The following is a 16,647-nucleotide window of genomic DNA, read 5'->3' as shown; positions in this document are numbered from 1 at the left end:
CGTTCTTACTGAGGAGGGTGGTGCTTTTCCTCGGCGTACGCAATCGTGGTTTTGATCGCTTTTAGCCGTTTCCCCTGCCGCCGTGGCGCCCGTTCCCGGCGAAACGGTCGCGGTGCCCACGCGGGCGGAAACGGACCACCGCCACCGCCACCAGGGCGATCGCCACCACCGTGGTGAGCAGCGTCACCAGCCCGCCGCCCCACGCCGTGCCGAACACGATCAGCGCGAGGCCCACGCCGAACAGCAGGTGATAGCAGCCGGCGTCGCGCACGGTACGGAACGCGCGCGTGGTCGCGTCCGGCGCGCGCCCGGTGACCAGCATGCCGGCCCCGAACGCGGCCAGGACCATCCCGGCCACCCCGCCGACCACCATGGTCCACGTACTGGCGCTCATGGCCTCAGTCTGCCGCCGGGGTCGCCCCCGGCGGCGGCAAATCGGTCAGCGGTAATTCGTGAACTGCAGGGCGACGCCGAAGTCCTCGGCCTTGAGCAGGGCGATCACGGCCTGCAGGTCGTCCTTCTTCTTGCCGGTGACCCGCAACTGGTCGCCCTGGATCTGGGCCTGCACGCCCTTCGGGCCCTCGTCGCGGATCTTCTTGCTGATCGCCTTGGCCTTGTCGGTCTCGATCCCCTCGACCACCTTGCAGTCGATCTTGTACGTCTTGCCGGACTGCCGCGGCTCGCCGGCCTCCAGCGACTTGAGCGAGATGTTCCGCTTGACCAGTTTCTCCTTGAAGACGTCGAGGGCGGCGATCGCGCGCTCCTCGGTCTCGGAGGTGATGGTCACGCCCTCCTCCCCCGACTTGGCGATGCCGGTGCCGGTACCCCGGAAGTCGAACCGGGTGCCGAGCTCCTTCTCCGCCTGGTGGAACGCGTTGTCGACCTCCTGCCTGTCGACCTTGCTGACGATGTCGAAGGACGGGCTGGCTGCCATGATCAGACTCCTGCGGGCTGGCGTACGTCGATGTATGCGGAGGGCCGGACGCGGACCGCCCCATGCCGACCGTACCCGGTTGCAATCGGGGGCGGCGGTACGGCTATCCTGTTGTCCGCTGCTGTGCGAAGGCACAGGAGCGTTCCCAGGCGGGTTGCCCGAGCGGCCAATGGGAGCGGACTGTAAATCCGTCGCGAAAGCTACGAAGGTTCGAATCCTTCACCCGCCACCCTGGGACGGCAAGGCCCCTCATCTGCTGACACCGGCGGAGAGGGGCCTTCTTCGTCAGGCGTCCAGCCGCAGGATCGTCTCCTCGATCTCGGTGCCGCGTGCCGACGCGTACGAAATCTCGGTGGCTTGGGGTTGGAAGCCCGCTTTGCGCAAGACCCGCAGTGAGCCCAGGTTGTCGCTGGCGGCTCGGGCGTGCAGGGGGCGCTCGGTCACGATGCGCAGGAACAGCTCGAGCGCCTGGCTGGCGATGCCTCGGCCCCACAGCGGGCGGTCGATCCAGTAGGCGACGTCGAGGTCGCCCTCCATCCGGAAGGCGCCGATGTTCCCCGCCACGGCGCCGTCGTAGGTGATCGCCCGGCTGGTGATGGTCGGGTCGGTGCGGATGCGGGTCAGGTAGGTGTCGAAGCGGGCCCGGTCGGTGGGGTCCTCGGGGGTGAAGGCGGCCATGCGGACCGACTCGGGGTCCTGCATCATGCGGAAGAGGGCGTCGGCGTCGGTGTCCACGAGGGGGCGCAGGGCGATCACGGGCATGGCGGGGACGGTAGCGGCTGTTCAGCGAACTCACAGCCCCAGGCGGATGAAACGGCCGGTCAGGGGCGTTTTGCAGGGTGCGGGTCCGAAGGGACCGCAGACTGAGGAGTCGCATTGTCCAGCCATCACAACGGCCTCAAGACCGCCGCCCTGCTGGGTCTGCTGACCGCGTTGATTCTCGCGGCCGGGTATTGGCTCGGTGGTAGCGCCGGACTGGTGATCGCGGTGGTCATCTCGCTGGGGATGAACGCGTTCAGCTACTTCTACTCGGACAAGCTCGCGCTGCGGGCGATGCGGGCGCAACCGGTCAGCGAGGCCGAGTTCCCCGCGCTTTACCAGATGGTGCGGGAGCTGTCGCAGACCGCGGGGCAGCCGATGCCGCGGCTGTACGTGTCGCCGTCGAACCAGCCGAACGCGTTCGCGACCGGGCGGAACCCGGAGCACGCCGCGGTGGCCGTCACCGTGGGCATCACCCAGCTGCTCGACCGGCGTGAGCTGCGCGCGGTGATCGGGCACGAGCTGTCGCACGTCTACAACCGGGACATCCTGATCTCGAGCGTGGCCGCGGCGCTGGCCGGGATCGTCACGATGCTCGCGCAGCTGGCGATCTTCCTGCCGCTGGGCGGCTCGGACGACGACGACCGGCCGAACCCGGCGGCGCTGCTGGCGATGCTGATTCTCGGGCCGCTGGCCGCTTCGATCATCCAGCTGGCGATCAGCCGGAACCGGGAGTTCCAGGCGGACGCGTCCGGCGCCGAGCTCACCCGCGACCCGCTGGCCCTGGCCAGCGCGCTGGAGAAGATCCAGTACGGCGCGCGGCGGCTGCCGTTGCCGGCCGAGGGGCAGCTGACCAGCGCCGCCCACCTGATGATCGCCAACCCGTTCCGCAGCGGCGGCATCTCGGCGCTGTTCTCCACCCACCCGCCGATGGAGCAGCGGATCGCCCGGCTGCGCGAGCAGGCCGGCGCCATCCAGCTGTATCGGTAATCACTCGCGGCTGCGGACCCTTCGACGTTAGGGTCGGTCCCCGGTAGGGGTCGTTACACGTCGAAGGAGTTCCGCAGTGCGCCAGTACGTTGACGTTTGGCGCATGCCCGGCGGGCGAACCCTGCTGGCGGTGGGCATCCTGGCCCGGCTCGGCATCGGGATGACCCCGCTGGCACTCCTGCTTCTCGTCCAGCAGACCACCGGCCGCTACTCCTCGGCCGGCCTGGCCGTCGGCCTCTACGCGCTGGCCGGCGCGGCGGTGAGCCCGATCGCGGGCCGGCTGGCCGACCGGATGGGGCCGGCACCGATCCTGCTGCTCACCGCCGTGCTGCACCCGCTCGCGCTGATCGCGCTGGTGGTCGACAGCCGCGACTTCCTGGTGACCGCGGCGTTGGCCGGCGCCACCTATCCCCCGCTCACCGCGGCGATCCGGCGCGGCTGGACCGACATGACCGAGGTCGGCGGCGGGAACCATCACCTGCGCGGGGCCGCGCTGGCCGCCGAGACCTCGCTGTTCGAGCTGGTCTTCGTGCTCGGGCCGATGCTGGTCTCGGCGCTGGTCGTGGTCACCCACCGGCCGGCGACGGCGCTGGTCGGCGCGGCGGCGGCCACCTTCGTGGGCACCGCTTGGATCGCCCGGCTGCCGGTGATGCGGCAGTGGCACGCTGTGAAGAGTTCGGCCAAGGGGCTGGGGCCGCTCAGGTCGCGCGGGTTCCCGGCGTTGCTGATCTGCGTGGTGGCGCTGGGCATGGCGTTCGGCGCGGCCGGGGTGATCGTCCCGGCGTACGCGAACCAGCACGGCGGCGGCGACGGCCTGGGCGGCATGCTGCTGGGCGTGTGGGGCGTGGGCAGCGCGATCGGCGGGATCTGGTTCGGCACCCGGCGGCCGGCGATGCCGCTGCCGAGGCAGTTCGCCTGGCTGCTCGGCGCGGTCGCGGTGAGCTTCCTGGTGCTGACCGTCATGCCGAGCCCGCTCTGGCTGGGGATGGCGCTGGTGCTCGGCGGTGCGACCATCGCGCCCGCGCTGACCGTGGAGAACACGCTGGTCGGGCGGTTGGCCCCGACGGCGATGCTGAACGAGGCGTACACCTGGATGGTCACCGTCTCGGTCGGCGGCAGCGCCGCGGGCGGGGCGGTGGCCGGCGCGATCGTCGACCAGCCGGGCGGGTTGCCCTGGTCGTTCGTGTTCGCGGGCAGCGTGCTGGTGATCGCGGCGCTGGTGGCCGCGGTGCCGCGCGGATCGATCGCCCGGGCCGACCGGCGGGCCGAGGACCGGCTCCGCGCGGCGATCGCCGCCGAGGCCGCGTAGATTTCCGGGTTTTCCCCCTGCCGCGCGCCGGTTCCGCTCGGTTAGCCTGGCCCGGTCGACGGGCGGCGGCGCGAGGGAGTGTCCGATGGGGAACGATGTCGAGCGGCTCCGCGCCGCCGACTCGGATCGGGAGAAGGTGGCCGAGCAGCTCAAGGCCGCTCTCGACGAGGGGCGGCTCACCCTGCAGGAGTACGACGAGCGGGTCGGCGAGGCGTACGCGGCGAAGACGTACCAGGAATTGCTGGTCCTGCTCACCGACCTGCCCAAGCCCGGGGTGAGCGCCGCCGAGATCGCCGCGCGCCGCCAGGCCGAGGAGCGCCGCAAGGGCCGCCGGCTGCCGACCGCGCTGCTCGTGCTGTGGACCATCTGGGCCGCGCTCACGGTGGTCAACCTGGTGGTGTTCGGGCTGGTCGCGGCGACCGTCTCCGGCTCGCTCTACCCGTGGCCGGTCTGGATGCTGGTGCCGGGCGCGGCGCTGGGGGCGGTCACCGTGGGGGTGCAAGCGATCCGCCATCAGCAGCGGTCGCGCTAGGTTAACCAGGTGACGAGCTCCACCCGTGTTCCGCTCTCCGTGCTCGACCTGGCCACGGTTCGCGAGGGACACACCAGCGCCGACGCGCTGCGCGGCACCATCGAAATCGCCAAGACCGCCGACGACCTGGGCTATGCCCGCTTCTGGCTGGCCGAGCACCACAACATGCCGGCGGTGGCGTCGACCGCGCCGCCGGTGCTGATCGCCGCGGTGGCGGCGCAGACCCGGCGCATCCACGTCGGCTCGGGCGGCGTGATGCTGCCCAATCACATGCCGTTCGTGGTGGCCGAGCAGTTCGCGGTCCTGGAGGCGCTGCACCCGGGACGGATCGATCTGGGCATCGGCCGGGCGCCGGGCACCGATCAGGCGACCGCGGCGGCGTTGCGCGGCGTCTCGCCGTACCTGACGGTCGAGCGGTTCCCCGAGCACCTGCAGACGTTGCTGGCGCTGCTCGGCGACGAGCGGATCGACGCCGGGGAGGCCGCGCGGCTGCGGGCGACGCCGGCCGCTGCCACGTACCCGGAGATCTGGATGCTGGGGTCCTCGACCTACGGGGCGCAGGTGGCCGCGGCGCTCGGACTGCCGTTCTGCTACGCGTACCACTTCGCGATCAGCTCCGATGTGGACTCGGCGCTGCACCTCTACCGGAGCGGGTTCAAGCCGTCGCCGCGGCTGTCCGAGCCGCACGTCATGGTCAGCGCGTCGGTGATCGCCGCGGAGACCGCCGAGGAGGCGCGGTTCCTGGCCGGCCCCAGCCGGGTCATGGCGTTGAGCCTGCGCACCGGGCGGCTGGGGCCGATCGTCTCGCCGGAGGCGGCCGCGGCGGTGGAGCTGACCGACCTCGATCGCGCGATGCTCGACACGCTGCCCGGCACCCAGTTCGCGGGGACCGGCGAGGACGTGGCCGAGGGGCTGGCCGACCTGGTCGCGCGGACCGGGGCGGACGAGCTGATCCTGGCCGGCACGGTCCACGACCCGGCGACGCGGCAGGACACGCTGGTCCGGGTCGCGAAGGCGTGGGGCCTTTAATCGGGTGCTTCTCGTCACGCCGGCGGGAAGGATGGTGGCATGTGGGAGCTGACCGAGGACGTCGACGCGTTCGCCGCCACGGCGGGTGACTTCCTGAGATCAAGACCCGTCGAGCACACCGTCTTTCTCACGCTGGTCGATACCTTGCGCCGGCGAGGCTTGCGGGCGTACGGGCCGGAAGCCCCGATCTTCGGCAGTTGGCGGCCGGGTGGCGGCGCCACCGACGGCGTCCTGCTGCAGACCCCGCCGTACCCGATGATGTTCTCCCGTCTCCCCGCCGGAGCCGTGGCCGCCGCGCTCGACGCCGTCGCCGGCCGGCCGTTGCCGGGGGTGAACATGATGGTCGCCGACGCCGAGGAGTTCGTCGCCGGCTGGCCCGCCAAGGCGCGCCCGGGGTTGCGGGTCCGGCTCTACCGCCTCAAGACGCTGATCCCGCCGCCCCCGCCCGGCGGCCGCGCCCGGACGGCCGACGCGAGCGACCGCGACCTGCTGCTGCGCTGGTTCCCGGCGTTCCACGAGGAACTCGACGACGTCAGCGAGACCGACTACGGCGCGGTCGTCGACGACCGGCTGGCGTACGGCGGCATCGCCCTGTGGGAGGTCGACGGCGTACCGGTCTCGATGGCGTCCCGCTCCCGGCTCGACGCCGGGATGGTCCGCATCCAGATGGTTTACACGCCGCGGGACCATCGCGGGCACGGGTACGCGGCCGCGGTCACCGCGACGGTCAGTCAGGCGGCGCTCGATCAGGGCGCGGCCGAGGTCGTGCTCTTCACCGACCTGGACAACCCGACCAGCAACGGGGTGTACCAGCGGATCGGCTACCGTCCGGTCCTCGACCGCGTGGTGATGGAGTTCTCGTCATGATCGATGGCAAGGTCGTCCAGGTGAATGTCGGGGTCCCCCGCTCCAACCCGGCCAAACAGCTGGCGATGACCGGGATCGACAAGCGGCCGGTCGACCGCCCGGTGTATGTGCGAGCCCCCGGGCCGAAGACGACCGGGCTGCACAGCGGGCTGGTCGGCGACCCGATCGGGGACATCAAGCACCACGGGGGCAACGACCAGGCGGTCTACGCGTACGCCCGGGAGGACTACGAATGGTGGGAGCAGGAGCTGGGGCGGCAGCTGGCCGGCGGCGCCTTCGGGGAGAACCTGACCACCGAGGGGATCGACGTGAACGGGGCGTTGATCGGGGAGATCTGGCGGATCGGGGACGAGCTGGAGCTGCAGCCGACGTTCGGGCGCATTCCGTGTGCGACGTTCCAGGCCTGGATGCAGGAGCGGCAGTGGCTGAAACGGTTCACGCAGGCGAACCGTACCGGCGCCTACCTGCGGGTGATCACGCCCGGGCACGTACAGGCGGGCGATGAGATCACGGTCATCTACCGGCCGGCGAAAAGCGTGAGCATCGCCGAAGCGTTCGGCATCTACATGCTGGAGCCGGGGTCGCTGGCCCGTCTGCTGGAGGCTGAGTCGCTGCCGGACGACCTACGCGAAGAGGTGGAGGACCGCATCAGCCGGATTTGATCTCGCTGCGCAGCACGCGGACGAAGCCCAGCACGCCCGGCAGGACGACCCAGATGAGCGCCGCCGTAGCGTACTGCGCCCACTCTCTCGCGGTCACGTCGTGCAGGTAGATAGCGGCCTGCGCCTTCTGGAGATCCAGCCAGGAAGCCGCCTCCTTGAGTCCCGAGACGGCCGTGAACAGCAGGCTCGACAGGTTCGGCACCACGTAGTAGACGACGATGGCGGCCGCGCTGCCGAGCAGCAGCATCCCGTACGCGAGGCCCTGCAACAGGCCGACCAGCAGGACGACCACGATGTCGCGGTAGCCGCCCACGCCGAAGGTCCAGTCGCCGGCGCCGTCGCGCAGTGCCACTCCGAGGAGGTTGCCGATCGCGGCCGAGAGGAAACCGACCGCGATGACCGCGATGCCGAGCAGCAGCGTCGCCGTTGCCTTGGCCAGCAGGACCCGCCGGCGGTTCGGCTCCAGCGTGAAGGTGAGCAAGCCGGTGCGCTGGCTCCACTCCGTGGTCACGGTGAGAATGCCCAGGATCGGCAGGATGATCCGCTCCGGGCTCGACGTGACGTCGATGAATTGGCTGTACGTGAGGGTGGCCGGCCTCGCGATGATCAGCATCCCGGCCACCACCGCCGGCATCACCGAGAAGATGACGATCAGCAGCCACCTGCCGGCCCGGGTGTCGATGAGCTTGCGCAGCTCGGCCCGCAGTTGGCGGCCGAAGGGCACGCCCGCACGGCCGGTGATCAAGTTGCTCATCGCCGCGCTCCTTCCATCGAGTCCTCGCGTGCGTGGTCCGCGGTGAGCCGCAGGAAGATCTCCTCGAGCCCGCCGGCCGCGGCGGGCCGCAATTCTTCGAGGACGATCCCCGCCGCCATCGCGGCGCGGGCCACCTCCCCGGGCGGCGCCGAGACGGTGAGACTGTCCCCCGGGGCGCGGGTGAAGGCCAGCCCGGCCTCGCGCAGGGCCGCGGCCAAGCCGGGCAGGTCGGCGCTCCGGCAGAAGGTGCCGGCGGTCGCCAGCAGGTCGCTCTTGCGGCCTCGCGCGACGATCGAGCCGCCGCCGACGACGACCAGGTCGTCGGCGAGGACCTCGACCTCGTGCAGCAGATGGGAGGAGAGCAGCACGCTGCCGCCCTCGTCGGCGAACCCCCGCAGCAGGCCGCGCATCCAGTGGATGCCGGCCGGGTCCAGCCCGTTGGCCGGCTCGTCCAGGATGAGGACCCGGGGTTGGCCGAGCAGCGCGTGCCCGATGCCGAGGCGTTGCCGCATGCCCAGCGAATAGCCGCCGGTACGCCGCCTCGCCTCCGCCGGGGTCAGCCCGACCATCGTGAGGACCTCGTCGACCCGCTTGTCCGGTAGACCCAGCACCGTCGCCGCCAGGTGCAGCACCTCGCGGCCGGCGCGGCCGGGGTGCTGGGCGGACGCGTCCAGCAGGACGCCGGCCTGCCGCCCGGGATCGGGCAGGCGCCGGTAGTCGACGCCGAGCACGGTGGCATGGCCGGCGGTCGGGCTGGCGAGGCCGACCATCATCCGCATCGTCGTGGACTTGCCGGCGCCGTTCGGCCCGAGGAAGCCGGTGATCGCACCCCACCGGGCGTCGAAGCTGACGTCCTCGACGGCGGTCGTCCTGCCGTAGCGCTTGGTCAGCCCATGGACCTCGATCGCGTTCTCGCCGCCGCTCCTGGTCATGGTGGGAAATCTAGGACTGCGACGGCTTCTTGTAGTCAGTCGCGACGGTCACCTGCGCTACGCGAAAGCGCGTACGCGTCATGCGCCGGCGACGGGTGCGTTCAGCGGTCCACGGTCAAGCCCGCCCGCACGGCGATGACCACGAGCTGGGCCCGTGAGTGCGCGCCGAGCTTCACCATCGCCCGGCCGATGTGCGTCCGCACGGTGGCCGGGCTGACGAAATGCGCGGCGGCGATCTCCTCGTTGGACGCGCCGGTGGCCGCCCAGGCGACCATCTCGCGTTCCCGGTCGGTGAGCTCGTCCAGGCTCAGATCGAGCGTCGGGTCGAACGCGGACTGCTGGGCGAAAAGCGCCACGACCCGGCGGGTGACCGACGGCGAGAGCAGGGAGTCGCCGGCCGCTACCACGCGTACGGCCCGGGCCAGTTCCTCGGGCGCGGTGTCCTTGAGGATGAAACCGGCGGCGCCGGCCTGCAGCGCGGTGAACACGTACCGGTCGATCTCGAACGTGGTTACCACGATCACCCGGGTGCCGGCGATGGCCGGGTCGGCCTGGATGCGCCGCAGCGTCTCCAGTCCGTCGATGCCGGGCATGCGGATGTCGAGCAGCAGAATGTCGGGCCGGACGCGCTGGAGCAGACGGATCGCCTCCAGGCCGCTGCCGGCCTCGCCGGCGACCTCCATGTCGTCCTCGCGGTCGATCAGCGCACGCAGGCCCATCCGTACCAGCTCGTGGTCGTCGGCCAGGGCCACCCGGATCATCGCGGTTCCTTCCCGATCGGCAGGCGGGCCTCCACCCGGAAGCCACCGTCGGCGCGCGGGCCCGCGGCCAGGGAGCCGCCGGCCGCCTCGACCCGCCGGCGCATCCCCGCGAGCCCGCTGGCGGCGCCCGACGGCTCGCCGGTGAGCCCCCGGCCCCGGTCCTGGACGCACACCACCAGCCAGTCGTCGTGCTGGGCGATCGAGACCTCCGCGGTGGTCGGGCCGGCGTGCCGCAGCACGTTGGTCAGCGACTCCCGCACCACGCGGTAGGTGACCGCGGCGGCGCCGGTCGCCGGGGTCCGGTCGAGGCAGTGGAGGTCGAGCCGGACGGGCAGGCCACTCGCGCGCACGCCGTCCACGAGTTCGATGACGCCGGACAGGCCCCGGTCCGGCGACTGCTCGACCGGCGGAGACTCTTCGGTATCCGTTCCGTTGTGGACCGTGCCGAGCATGGCGCGTAGGGCGGTCAGCGAGGTGGCGCTGGTCGTCCGGATCGCTTCCAGCGAGCGGCGCGCCTGGGCGGGCCTCGCGTCGAAGTCCAGCAACGCCACGCCGGCCTGCATCGCCACCAGGGCGAATCCGTGCCCCGCTACGTCGTGGACCTCGGCCGCGAGCTTCACCCGCTCCGCCATCGCGCCGCGGGTGATCAGCTCGCGCCGGCCGCGTTCGCGGCTGAGGGCAACGGTCTGCACGAGCGCGCCGAGCAGCCAGGGCACGATCAGCCAGCCGGTCCAGGCGAGCGCCAGGGCCCAGGGCAGTTCGAGCTCGTCGGCGAGCCGCACGTACACCACGGTGGAGCTGATCGCGGCGGCGATGCCACAGGTCACCAGTGAGACGGGGAACGGCCGGCGGCGGGCCACCTCGTACATCGCCACCACGATGCACAGCTGGATCGGCCCGTACGGGAAATGCAGCAGGAGATAGACGTCGACCAGGACGACGGCGGCGGCCAGCGCGGCCAGCGGCGCGGCACGCAGCAGTGCGACGGTGACCGCGACCGTGACGACGACCAGCGTGCCGCCCCACCCGCCGAGGTGCCGTAGCGTCTCGGCCAGCCGGGTCGCATGCCGATCCGTCTGCGGCGCCGCGGCGACGAGCGTGGCGGCCAGGACGACACCACCGAGCGCCAGTCCCGGGATCAGGGAGAGCGGCGACCACCGGGTACGGAAGGCGTCGGCGAGGCCCTTCCAGCCGTTGCCGGGCTCTGGGGTCATGGCGTCATGCTACGAGTGCGGCCCCCTCTTCGGACTGGTCCGGCAGGGGGATGAGGGAGGACCCGGCGCTACGCGGATCTGCGTAGCGCGCGTAGTCGTGCACTGGCAGGCTGAGGGCGTCGCGCCTGGCTGAGACCGTCTCGCCTAGCGGGGCGTCTCGCCTGGCTGAGACCGTCTCGCCTAGCGGGGCGTCTCGCCTGGCTGAGACCGTCTCGCCTGGCTGGAGCGTCTCGCCTGGCTGGAGCGTCTCGCCTGGCTGGAGCGTCTCGCCTGGCTGGGGCGTCTCGCCTAGCTGAGCGCGTCGAAGAGCAGCTGGGGGGCGAAGCCGAGCACCACCGCCGCCGTCGTGGCGGCGATCAGGGCGGCGGCGACCGGGCGGGAGACCGGCAGGCGGGGGTGGGTGGCGCGCTCCAGCAGGTCGGGGTCGACGATCTGGATGCCGGGCTTGGGTGGGGCGGCGTACAGGTTGGCCGTGGCCCGCACGTAGTAGGCCAGGCCGATCACCGCGTTGAGGGCTACCACGCCGGCCAGCCAGCCCCAGCCGCCGTCGATCAGGGCGCCGACCACGGTTACCTTGGCGAACAGGCCGGCCAGGCCGGGCGGCAGACCGGCCAGGCCGGCGAAGGCCAGCACCAGGGCGGCGCCCAGCCACGGGGAGCTGCGGCCCGCGCCCCGGTAGGCGCGCATGTCGCCGCCGTCGGACGCGACCGGGCGCAGTGCCACCACGGTCGCGAAGGCGATGAACTCCAGGATCATGAAGAAGACCGCGTAGACGATCGCCGGCCGCACGCCGGGGCCGCCCAGGGCCAGGGCCGCCAGCACGTAGCCGGCCTGGGCGATCGATGACCAGGCCAGCAGGCGGACCATGCGCTGCTGTCGCAGGGCGACCAGGTTGCCCACGGTCATGGTCAGGACGGCCAGGGCGGCGGTGATCGCGGTGGCGTCCAGCCGGGACACGATCGCGGCCAGGGCCAGCACCCCGCCCAGCTTGGAGGCGGTCGACAGGTAGGCGGCGACCGGGAGCGGCGCGCCCTCGTACGTCGGGGGCGCCCACGCGTGCAGCGGGACGGCCGCGACTTTGAAGGCGAAGCCGATCACCAGCAGCGTCACGCCGACTTGCGCGAGCGAGTACATCGGGCCGAAGCCGGCGATCAGGTGGCCGTAGTGCAGGGCGCCGGTGGCGGCGTAGTTGAGCGCGGCGCCCAGCAGCGCCACCGCCGTGGAGATGACGCTGATCAGGAAGAACGTGATGGACGCCGAGGCGCCGGCGGTGGAGACGCGCTCGCGGGGCGCGAAGCGGCGGAGGCCGACCAGGATGTACAGCGGCAGGGTCAGCGTCTCGAGGCCGACGATCAGCGAGATCAGGTCGCCGGCGTAGCCGATCACCACCCCGCCGGTCATCGAGGAGGCCAGCAGGAAGCAGAACTCGCCGGCCGGCGCGGTGCCCAGGCGCAGCGCCGGCACCGAGAGCGCGAGCACGCCGACGGTCAGGCCGGCGAAAAGCACGGCGGTGACCACCGCGACCGGGCCGGGCAGCCACGAGCACTCGGCGCCGGCGCAGAACGTCGGCGGCCGCGAGTCGCCCACCACGATCGCGCAGATCGCGGTGGCCAGCCCGCCCAGCGCCAGCGTGCCGAAGGTGACCGCTCGCCGAGCGACCAGCAGGTCGGCCAGCAGGACGAGGATCGCGGTGCCGGACGCGGCGTACAGCGGCAGGATGGTGACCTGGTCGATCGTCATCGGAACGCTCCCGTCAGCGCGAGCACCGGCGCCTCGGTGGCGACCAGCACCAGCGCGGGCACCAGGCCGACCGCGAGGGTGAGCGCGACCAGCGGCGCCCAGGCGAACCACTCGGCGCCGGCGATCCCGGCCGGCACCGGCGTGGCGGCCGGCCCGTGCGTCACCTTGCGCAGCAGCCGGAGGAAGTACGCCGCGGTCAGCGCCCCGCCGATCGCCGCCAGCACGGCGAGCGTCATCCACAGCCCGCCGCCGCGCCGGACGGCGGCGACCACCGCGAACGCCTCACCCCAGAACCCGGCCAGCCCGGGCAGCCCGAGCGAGGCGATCGCCGCGAAGCCGAGCACGCCGGCCAGCCGGGGCGCGGTCTCCCGCAGGCCGCCGAGCTCGGCGAGCTCGCCGGTGTGCGCCCTGTCCTTGATCGCGCCGGCCAGGAAGAACAGCAGGCCGGTGATCAGCCCGTGCGCCACGTTGCCGAGCAGCGCGGCCTGGATGCCGGTGGCGGTGAGCGTGGCGATGCCGAGCAGCACGAACCCCATGTGCCCGACGCTGGAGTAGGCGATCAGCCGTTTCAGCTCGGTCTGCCGCAGGCAGATCAGGGCGCCGGCCAGGATCGCGGCGGCGGCCAGGATGCCGAGCACCGGGGCGGCCCAGTGCGCGCCGAGCGGGGCGACGCCGACGCCGACCCGGATCAGGCCGTAGGTGCCCATCTTCAGCAGCACCCCGGCGAGGATCACCGAGCCGACCGTGGGGGCCTGGGTGTGCGCGTCGGGGAGCCACGTGTGCAGGGGCCAGAGCGGGGCCTTCACCGCGAACGCCACGGCGAACAGGGCGAACGCCGCATACTGCGTGCCGCGGCTGAGGCCGTGGCCGCCGGTGAGGGTGACCAGGTCGCCGGTGCCCGCCTTGTCGGCGACGGTGAAGACGCCGAGCAGCAGCAGGACCGAGCCGAACAGCGTGTACAGCACGAACTTGCGGGCCGCCGCGCGTCGCTGGTCGCCGCCCCAGCCGGCGATCACCGCGTACATCGGGAGCAGCACGACCTCGAAGAACAGGAAGAACAACACCAGGTCGAGGGCGAGGAAGGTGCCGAGGATGCCGGCTTCCAAGACCAGGAGCAGGGCGAGGAGGGTACGGGCGGAGCCACCCTCCGGGACCCTCCAGATCGTGTACGCGCAGCAGAGCAGCGTCAGCAGGCCGGTGAGCGCCACCAGCGGGTAGGACACGCCGTCGACGCCGAGATGGAAGTCGAGATGCAGGGCGGGCACCCAGGACCACTTCACCTCGGCCCACGGCCGGATCGCCGAGCTCTCCGGCGTGTCGGCCACCCAGGTCGCGTGGTGGGCGAAGGCCAGCACGACGATCGGCACGAGGGTCACCGCGGCGACGGCGGTGGCGAGCAGCCGGGCCGGCCGGTCGGCCCGGGCCGGGAGCAGCGCCAGCGCGGCCGCGCCGAGGGCCGGCAGGGCCAGCGTCGCGACGAGCATCACCTGGTAGACGGTCACGAGGCGGCTCCGAACATCACCGGTCGGCGGTCACGAGGCGGCCCGAACGTCGCGCGGTCGGCGGTCATGACGCGGCTCCGAACCAGAGGGTCAGCACCAGGGCGCCGCCCAGTACCAGGACCGCGGCCATCGGCAGGGCGATCCGGTGTGCGGCGGCGAGCAGCGCGCCGAGCCGGGTCGCGGTGGTGCCGGCGCCCTCGACGGTGGCGTCGACGACCCGCTCGTCGGCCGTCTTGACCAGGCCCGCCAGGGCGCGGACCGGGCGGACGACCAGTCGATCTTGCACCGCGTCGAGGCGGAAGCCGGCGGCCAGGAACGGGCGGGCCGGGCCGAGCGCCTCGGCCGGGTCGCCGGTGGGCACCTCGCGCCACAGCCACCAGGCGGCGCCGGCGCCCAGCGCGAGCAGCACCAGCGGCAGCACGATCGAGACGCTCAGGTGCGGTTCCTCCAGCTCCAGCGCGCTGCGGAAGCCGGGCGCATACGCCGCGAGGCCGAGCAGGGCGGCCGGGATCGCGAGCAGGACGATCGGCCAGCGCATCGCGGCCGGCGGGTCGTGCGGCGAGCGCGGGCGGGTGTAGCGGGCGTCGTCGAAGCCGATCTCCCAATCCGGGCCATCGGGCCCGTGCTCGCGGGAGACGCCGAAGAACGCGCAGAGCAGCAGGCGCGTCGAATACCACGCGGTGACCGCCACCGCGAACAACGCGGCGATCCACACCACCCAGGCGACCCAGACCGGGGTCGGGCCGCCGCCGTCGGTGGCGTGCACGGCCGCGGTCAGGATGTTCTCCTTCGACCAGAAGCCGGCCAGCGGGGGCAGGCCGGCCAGCGCGCCCAGGCCGAGCGCGAACGACCAGAAGGTCACCGGCATGTGCTCGCGCAGGCCGCCCATCCGGGACAGGTAGTTGGTGCCGACCACGTGGATCACCGCGCCCGCGGCGAGGAACAGCAGCGCCTTGAACGCGGCGTGGGTGAGCAGGTGGAACAGCGCGGCGGCGGGCGAGCCGACGGCCAGCGCGCCGGTCATGTAGCCGATCTGGCTCACCGTCGACCAGGCCAGCACCCGTTTCAGGTCGTCCTGCGCGGTGGCGCTCAGCGCGCCGAGCAGGATGGTGATCGCGGCGACCACGCCGAGCACGGCCAGCGCGGCCGGGGACTGCTCGTACTGCGGGTACATGCGGAACACCACGTAGACGCCCGCGGCGACCATCGTGGCGGCGTGGATCAGCGCGGAGATCGGGGTGGGGCCGGCCATGGCGTCGGGCAGCCAGGTGTGCAGCGGGAACTGCGCGCTCTTGCCGGCCACGCCGGCGAGCAACAGCAGCAGCGCCGCGGTGAGGGTGGCGGTCGAGTAGTGGTGGGTCAGCACCACGCTGATCCGGGACGTGCCGGCGTCGACGACCAGCAGCGCGACGCCGAGCAGGAAGCCGACGTCGCCGACCCGGGTGACCAGGAACGCCTTGACCGCGGCCGCGGGCGCCTCGGGCAGCCGCCGGTCGTGCCCGATCAGCAGGTAGGAGCAGGCGCCCATCACCTCCCAGCCGACCAGCATGCCGATCAGGTCGCCGGACGTGACGACCAGCAGCATCGCGCCGGTGAAGAGGCTGACCTGCGCCGCATACGGCGGGTAGCGGGGGTCGTCGTGCAGGTAGGCGACCGAGTAGATCTGCACGAACAGGGCGACCACGCAGACCGCGAGCGCGATGTAGAGGGCGGCCGGGCCGGCCGAGAAGCCGAGCGTCACCTCGATGCCGCCGAAGTCGACCCAGCGCCGGTTGGCGTCGATCGGCTGCGTCGCAAAGATCAACAGCCCGAGCGTGACGGCGAGCGAGACGGCGGCGCCGGCGATGCCGATCGCCGCGGCGGACCGGCGCGGCGTGGGGTCACCCTCGTCGTCCGACGCGCGCAGGGTGAGACCGACCAGACCCGCCAGCAGCGGTACGCCGGGGACCAGCGCGCCGACCCAGCCCGCGCTCATCCGGCCACCCGCTCGGTCTCGGTCTCGTGGTCCGTCTCGTGGTCGTGCGCGTGCAGGGCCACCTCGTCGAGCACGACGGCCCGGCGAAGGCGGTAATACTGAAGGACGATCGCCAGGCCGACGCCCACCTCGGCGGCGGCCAGCACGATCACGAACAGCGCGAAGACGGCCCCGGCGCGCGGCTCGGGCACCGGGTGCGCCCACGCCTCGGGCTGCACGCCGGTGAGCGTGTTCTTCACCGTGGCGTCGGCGGCGACCAGGATCAGGTTGACCGCGTTGAGCATGAGCTCGACGGCCATCAGCACGAGGATCGCGTTACGCCGGCGGAGCACGCCGTAGACGCCCAGGCCGAAGAGCAGGGCGGCGATGACGTACGGGATGACGGCGTGCATCACTCCTCCTCCTGCTTCTCCGGGCCCGGCAACGCCGGGCGGCCGGGCAACATCTTGCTGTCGTCGACGAGGTAGCTCTCACCCTCAATGACGTCCTGATCACGGGCCGGGGTTGTCCCGGATTCCGGGGCCATTTCGCCGACCTTGGGACGGGCCCGCTGGGCGCCGAAGATGATGTCGTGGGCCTGCTGCCGGAGGGGATCGACCTCGTCCTCGGGATCGGCCTCGACGACGGTCGCCGCGGCGGCGCGGTTCTCGGCGGCCACCTTGTCGGCGTGGGCCTGGCGGACCCGGG

17 protein-coding genes and 1 tRNA gene are annotated in these 16,647 nt (G+C 72.4%); 7 read left to right on the top strand and 11 right to left on the bottom strand.

What is annotated here, in order from left to right; all coding sequences use genetic code 11:
• Positions 1-61 precede the first annotated feature (61 nt).
• Both IH26_RS0113315 and IH26_RS0113310 read right to left on the bottom strand, forming a co-directional pair.
• The gene (locus IH26_RS0113315; protein ID WP_051808082.1) at positions 62-394 is read right to left on the bottom strand and encodes a hypothetical protein; all 333 of its coding nucleotides are present in this window, start codon (positions 392-394) and stop codon (positions 62-64) included.
• Between the two features lie 45 nt (positions 395-439).
• Positions 440-934: a YajQ family cyclic di-GMP-binding protein gene (locus IH26_RS0113310; protein ID WP_030436486.1), complete on the bottom strand. Its 495-nt coding sequence runs from the start codon at positions 932-934 to the stop codon at positions 440-442.
• Positions 935-1,082: 148 nt separating this feature from the next.
• Here IH26_RS0113310 and IH26_RS0113305 point away from each other — a divergent pair.
• A tRNA-Tyr gene (locus IH26_RS0113305) sits at positions 1,083-1,163 on the top strand.
• A 56-nt stretch (positions 1,164-1,219) separates the two neighbouring features.
• On the opposite strand, the gene IH26_RS0113300 is transcribed toward IH26_RS0113305, so the two are convergent.
• Complete coding sequence (locus IH26_RS0113300) at positions 1,220-1,696, bottom strand: GNAT family N-acetyltransferase (RefSeq protein ID WP_030436485.1); 477 nt, start codon at positions 1,694-1,696, stop codon at positions 1,220-1,222.
• A 114-nt stretch (positions 1,697-1,810) separates the two neighbouring features.
• Here IH26_RS0113300 and htpX point away from each other — a divergent pair, with 114 nt between their 5' ends.
• The 6 genes from htpX (at position 1,811) to IH26_RS0113270 (ending at position 7,082) form a co-directional block, all read left to right on the top strand.
• Entirely contained in the window at positions 1,811-2,683 is an 873-nt protein-coding gene (gene htpX / locus IH26_RS0113295) for a zinc metalloprotease HtpX (protein WP_030436484.1), read from the top strand.
• 103 nt (positions 2,684-2,786) lie between these two features.
• A complete protein-coding gene (locus IH26_RS0113290; RefSeq protein ID WP_051808080.1) occupies positions 2,787-3,992 on the top strand; it encodes an MFS transporter in 1,206 nt (401 codons plus the stop codon).
• An 85-nt stretch (positions 3,993-4,077) separates the two neighbouring features.
• A complete protein-coding gene (locus IH26_RS0113285) occupies positions 4,078-4,524 on the top strand; it encodes a DUF1707 SHOCT-like domain-containing protein (protein ID WP_030436482.1) in 447 nt (148 codons plus the stop codon).
• Between the two features lie 9 nt (positions 4,525-4,533).
• A complete protein-coding gene (locus IH26_RS0113280) occupies positions 4,534-5,553 on the top strand; it encodes an LLM class flavin-dependent oxidoreductase (protein WP_051808078.1) in 1,020 nt (339 codons plus the stop codon).
• A gap of 39 nt (positions 5,554-5,592) precedes the next feature.
• Positions 5,593-6,420, top strand: coding sequence for a GNAT family N-acetyltransferase (locus tag IH26_RS0113275; RefSeq protein ID WP_030436480.1), 828 nt, complete (start codon positions 5,593-5,595; stop codon positions 6,418-6,420).
• Positions 6,417-7,082 carry an MOSC domain-containing protein gene (locus tag IH26_RS0113270; protein ID WP_030436479.1) on the top strand — a complete coding sequence of 222 codons (666 nt, stop codon included), beginning with the start codon at positions 6,417-6,419 and terminating at the stop codon, positions 7,080-7,082. Before IH26_RS0113275 ends, IH26_RS0113270 begins: the two co-directional genes overlap by 4 nt.
• On the opposite strand, the gene IH26_RS0113265 is transcribed toward IH26_RS0113270, so the two are convergent.
• From IH26_RS0113265 to nuoK, 8 genes are all read right to left on the bottom strand, one after another.
• Entirely contained in the window at positions 7,069-7,836 is a 768-nt protein-coding gene (locus tag IH26_RS0113265) for an ABC transporter permease (protein ID WP_030436478.1), read from the bottom strand. The two genes, IH26_RS0113270 and IH26_RS0113265, sit on opposite strands and share 14 nt — an antisense overlap.
• Entirely contained in the window at positions 7,833-8,768 is a 936-nt protein-coding gene (locus tag IH26_RS0113260; protein ID WP_030436477.1) for an ATP-binding cassette domain-containing protein, read from the bottom strand. The genes IH26_RS0113265 and IH26_RS0113260 overlap by 4 nt, the downstream gene beginning before the upstream one ends.
• Positions 8,769-8,869: 101 nt before the next feature.
• Positions 8,870-9,529 (bottom strand): response regulator transcription factor, encoded by a 660-nt coding sequence (locus tag IH26_RS0113255; RefSeq protein ID WP_030436476.1) that lies wholly within the window; start codon positions 9,527-9,529, stop codon positions 8,870-8,872.
• On the bottom strand, positions 9,526-10,743 hold the full coding sequence (locus IH26_RS0113250) for a sensor histidine kinase (RefSeq protein WP_051808076.1): 1,218 nt from the start codon (positions 10,741-10,743) through the stop codon (positions 9,526-9,528). Before IH26_RS0113250 ends, IH26_RS0113255 begins: the two co-directional genes overlap by 4 nt.
• Positions 10,744-11,031: 288 nt before the next feature.
• On the bottom strand, positions 11,032-12,483 hold the full coding sequence (locus IH26_RS0113245) for an NADH-quinone oxidoreductase subunit N (RefSeq protein ID WP_030436474.1): 1,452 nt from the start codon (positions 12,481-12,483) through the stop codon (positions 11,032-11,034).
• The gene (locus IH26_RS0113240) at positions 12,480-13,967 is read right to left on the bottom strand and encodes a complex I subunit 4 family protein (protein WP_425394378.1); all 1,488 of its coding nucleotides are present in this window, start codon (positions 13,965-13,967) and stop codon (positions 12,480-12,482) included. The genes IH26_RS0113245 and IH26_RS0113240 overlap by 4 nt, the downstream gene beginning before the upstream one ends.
• Before the next feature lie 82 nt (positions 13,968-14,049).
• Positions 14,050-15,960 carry an NADH-quinone oxidoreductase subunit 5 family protein gene (locus IH26_RS0113235; protein ID WP_030436472.1) on the bottom strand — a complete coding sequence of 637 codons (1,911 nt, stop codon included), beginning with the start codon at positions 15,958-15,960 and terminating at the stop codon, positions 14,050-14,052.
• Positions 15,957-16,352 (bottom strand): NADH-quinone oxidoreductase subunit NuoK, encoded by a 396-nt coding sequence (gene nuoK / locus IH26_RS0113230; RefSeq protein ID WP_051808074.1) that lies wholly within the window; start codon positions 16,350-16,352, stop codon positions 15,957-15,959. Before nuoK ends, IH26_RS0113235 begins: the two co-directional genes overlap by 4 nt.
• Positions 16,353-16,647 lie beyond the last annotated feature (295 nt).

This window comes from Actinoplanes subtropicus, assembly GCF_000721705.1.
In the GTDB taxonomy this organism is placed as follows: Bacteria; Actinomycetota; Actinomycetes; order Mycobacteriales; family Micromonosporaceae; genus Actinoplanes; species Actinoplanes subtropicus.
This window is presented reverse-complemented; position numbering and strand designations above follow the sequence as displayed.

What these genes read in the sequence shown, in the direction of transcription:
- IH26_RS0113315 (WP_051808082.1), bottom strand. Translation starts at nt 394, where the DNA reads ATGAGCGCCAGTACGTGGACCATGGTGGTCGGCGGGGTGGCCGGGATG.
- IH26_RS0113310 (WP_030436486.1), bottom strand. Translation starts at nt 934, where the DNA reads ATGGCAGCCAGCCCGTCCTTCGACATCGTCAGCAAGGTCGACAGGCAG.
- IH26_RS0113300 (WP_030436485.1), bottom strand. Translation starts at nt 1,696, where the DNA reads ATGCCCGTGATCGCCCTGCGCCCCCTCGTGGACACCGACGCCGACGCC.
- IH26_RS0113290 (WP_051808080.1), top strand. Translation starts at nt 2,787, where the DNA reads ATGCCCGGCGGGCGAACCCTGCTGGCGGTGGGCATCCTGGCCCGGCTC.
- IH26_RS0113285 (WP_030436482.1), top strand. Translation starts at nt 4,078, where the DNA reads ATGGGGAACGATGTCGAGCGGCTCCGCGCCGCCGACTCGGATCGGGAG.
- IH26_RS0113275 (WP_030436480.1), top strand. Translation starts at nt 5,593, where the DNA reads ATGTGGGAGCTGACCGAGGACGTCGACGCGTTCGCCGCCACGGCGGGT.
- IH26_RS0113270 (WP_030436479.1), top strand. Translation starts at nt 6,417, where the DNA reads ATGATCGATGGCAAGGTCGTCCAGGTGAATGTCGGGGTCCCCCGCTCC.
- IH26_RS0113265 (WP_030436478.1), bottom strand. Translation starts at nt 7,836, where the DNA reads ATGAGCAACTTGATCACCGGCCGTGCGGGCGTGCCCTTCGGCCGCCAA.
- IH26_RS0113260 (WP_030436477.1), bottom strand. Translation starts at nt 8,768, where the DNA reads ATGACCAGGAGCGGCGGCGAGAACGCGATCGAGGTCCATGGGCTGACC.
- IH26_RS0113255 (WP_030436476.1), bottom strand. Translation starts at nt 9,529, where the DNA reads ATGATCCGGGTGGCCCTGGCCGACGACCACGAGCTGGTACGGATGGGC.
- IH26_RS0113250 (WP_051808076.1), bottom strand. Translation starts at nt 10,743, where the DNA reads ATGACCCCAGAGCCCGGCAACGGCTGGAAGGGCCTCGCCGACGCCTTC.
- IH26_RS0113245 (WP_030436474.1), bottom strand. Translation starts at nt 12,483, where the DNA reads ATGACGATCGACCAGGTCACCATCCTGCCGCTGTACGCCGCGTCCGGC.
- IH26_RS0113240 (WP_425394378.1), bottom strand. Translation starts at nt 13,967, where the DNA reads ATGCTCGTCGCGACGCTGGCCCTGCCGGCCCTCGGCGCGGCCGCGCTG.
- IH26_RS0113235 (WP_030436472.1), bottom strand. Translation starts at nt 15,960, where the DNA reads ATGAGCGCGGGCTGGGTCGGCGCGCTGGTCCCCGGCGTACCGCTGCTG.
- nuoK (WP_051808074.1), bottom strand. Translation starts at nt 16,352, where the DNA reads ATGCACGCCGTCATCCCGTACGTCATCGCCGCCCTGCTCTTCGGCCTG.